Source organism: Helcococcus sp. KG196 (assembly GCF_046035495.1).
Taxonomy (GTDB): domain Bacteria; phylum Bacillota; class Clostridia; order Tissierellales; family Peptoniphilaceae; genus Helcococcus; species Helcococcus ovis.
The window spans coordinates 1-2,104 of record NZ_JBFNFI010000028.1 but is presented as its reverse complement, the minus strand read 5'-3'; the positions used below and the strand labels follow the sequence as shown (position 1 = coordinate 2,104).

At 22.8% G+C, this 2,104-nt stretch carries 2 protein-coding genes; both read left to right on the top strand.

Annotation, left to right across the window (positions count from 1 at the left end; translation table 11 throughout):
- Nucleotides 1-92 precede the first annotated feature (92 nt).
- A complete protein-coding gene (istA, locus tag ABGF45_RS08290) occupies nt 93-1,382 on the top strand; it encodes an IS21 family transposase (protein WP_134712068.1) in 1,290 nt (429 codons plus the stop codon).
- Nucleotides 1,372-2,104, top strand: a 733-nt coding sequence (gene istB, locus ABGF45_RS08285; protein ID WP_408132179.1) for an IS21-like element helper ATPase IstB, incomplete at its 3' end; no start/stop codon positions are given. The genes istA and istB, both read left to right, overlap by 11 nt.

Here is a 2,104-nt window from a genome sequence, read left to right as displayed (position 1 = left end):
GTGTAAATGCTAATATAACAATGTACAAAAACGATTAAATAAAAATGTACAATTTGATAAAATAAATGAATATTAAATATTAGGAGACATATATGAAATATTCATTAATTCTAAATAATATAAATTTTGAAATTAAAAATTTAGAAGACTTATCAACATTAAAAACAATTATGGATGCAAACAACTTAAAAGTTAATTACTCACAATTAGCTAATGAACTAAATGTGGATAGAAGAACAATAAAAAAATATTACGAAGGATATGAAAAGAAAAAAACTAGAAATAAATCTTCAAAAATAGACAATTTTAAGAATATAATCGAAGAACTTTTAGATGAAAATTCAATTCAAAGATTTTACTCTAAATCAATACTTTACAGATATTTGAAAGAAAATCATAACTTAAATGTAAGCGAATCAAGTTTTAGAAGATATATATTAAACAATGATAAATTCCAAAAATATTTTTCTAAGAAAAAATATAAAGATGGTGCAAAAATTAGATTTGAAACTTCTCCAGGTGAACAAGCTCAAATTGATTGGAAAGAAGATATGACCTTTATCACTAGTGATTGTGAAATAATTAAATTAAATATTTTTGTATTTCAACTTTCATACTCTAGATATAGAATTTTTCATGTATCTTTAGATAAAAAGCAAGATGTGGTTTTAGACTTTTTAACAAGATCTTTTGAATTAATACAAGGGGTTCCAAAAACAATTTTATCAGATAATATGAAAACAATTATGGATGAACCAAGAACTAAGGATTCTGATGGAAAAATTAATAATAAATTTAATCAATTCTTAAATGATTTTAATATAAGCTTAAAACCATGTATGGCTAGAAGACCTCAAACTAAAGGCAAAGTTGAATCAAGTATGAAAATACTTGAAGAAATTTATGCTTATCAAACAAAAATTAATTATGAACAATTATTAAAATTAGTAGAAAAAATTAATAATAGAGTAAACTTAAATATTCATCAAGGCACAAATAATATACCATTAAGTTTGTTAGAAATTGAAAAAGATTCCTTAATGCCATTACCAAATGAATCACTAAGAAATCTTTACAAAATATCTTCAACAATTCTTAAAGTTAACTCTAGTTGTATGATTTCATACAAAAGTAATCAATATTCTCTACCACCAGAATATAAAAATAAAAGAGTTAATTTAATAGTTAAAGATAATAAACTACACATATATGATAACACAAAAGTAATAACAGTTCACAATATTTCTAAAAATAAATTAAACTATCATAAAAGCCATTATCTAGAAATTTTCAAGAATAATTTACCTAGTTATGATGAGAAAAAAGTTCAAATTTTAGTAAATGAAAATTTAAGTAAAATTGGAGGAAATTATGGAAAATAGTATCAATTATGAAAGATTAGTTTCAAATTTAGAATATTTGAATTTAAAACAAATGTTAATTTATTTAGAAAATGAATTAAATCAACCAAATATATCATTAATTGATGGATTGTTAAAGTTAACTGATTATGAAGTTGAAAATAAAAAATATGTTGCAGCAAATCAAATGATAAAAGTGGCTAGTTTTCCACATATAAAAACAATAAATGACTTTGATTTTAGTTTTAATCAAGAAATAAATGAAAATCAAATAAAAATGCTTTGTTCATTAAAATTTTTAGAAAAGAATGAAAATATAATATTTCTTGGAAATAGTGGAGTTGGAAAAACTCATTTAGCAACATCGATAGGAATAGAAAGTGCTAAAAAACGAATAAGCACATATTTCATTAAATGTCATGATTTAATAGAAAACTTAAAACGAGCAAAGTTAGAAAATAAGCTAGAACAACGAATAAAACATTACACAGGATATAGATTATTAATAATTGACGAAATGGGCTATTTACCGCTAAATGATGGCGATGAAAGATTGTTATTTCAACTTATTGATAAAAGATATGAAAAGAAAAGTACGATAATAACTACAAATTTAAACTTTAATGAATGGTCAAAGCTATTTTATGATGAGAAAATAGCTTCAGCAATTATAGATAGACTGTTACACCACGCAACAGTCGTATCTATAACTGGAAATTCATACAGACTTAAAGAATATATGA

What these genes read in the sequence shown, in the direction of transcription:
- istA (WP_134712068.1), top strand. Translation starts at nt 93, where the DNA reads ATGAAATATTCATTAATTCTAAATAATATAAATTTTGAAATTAAAAAT.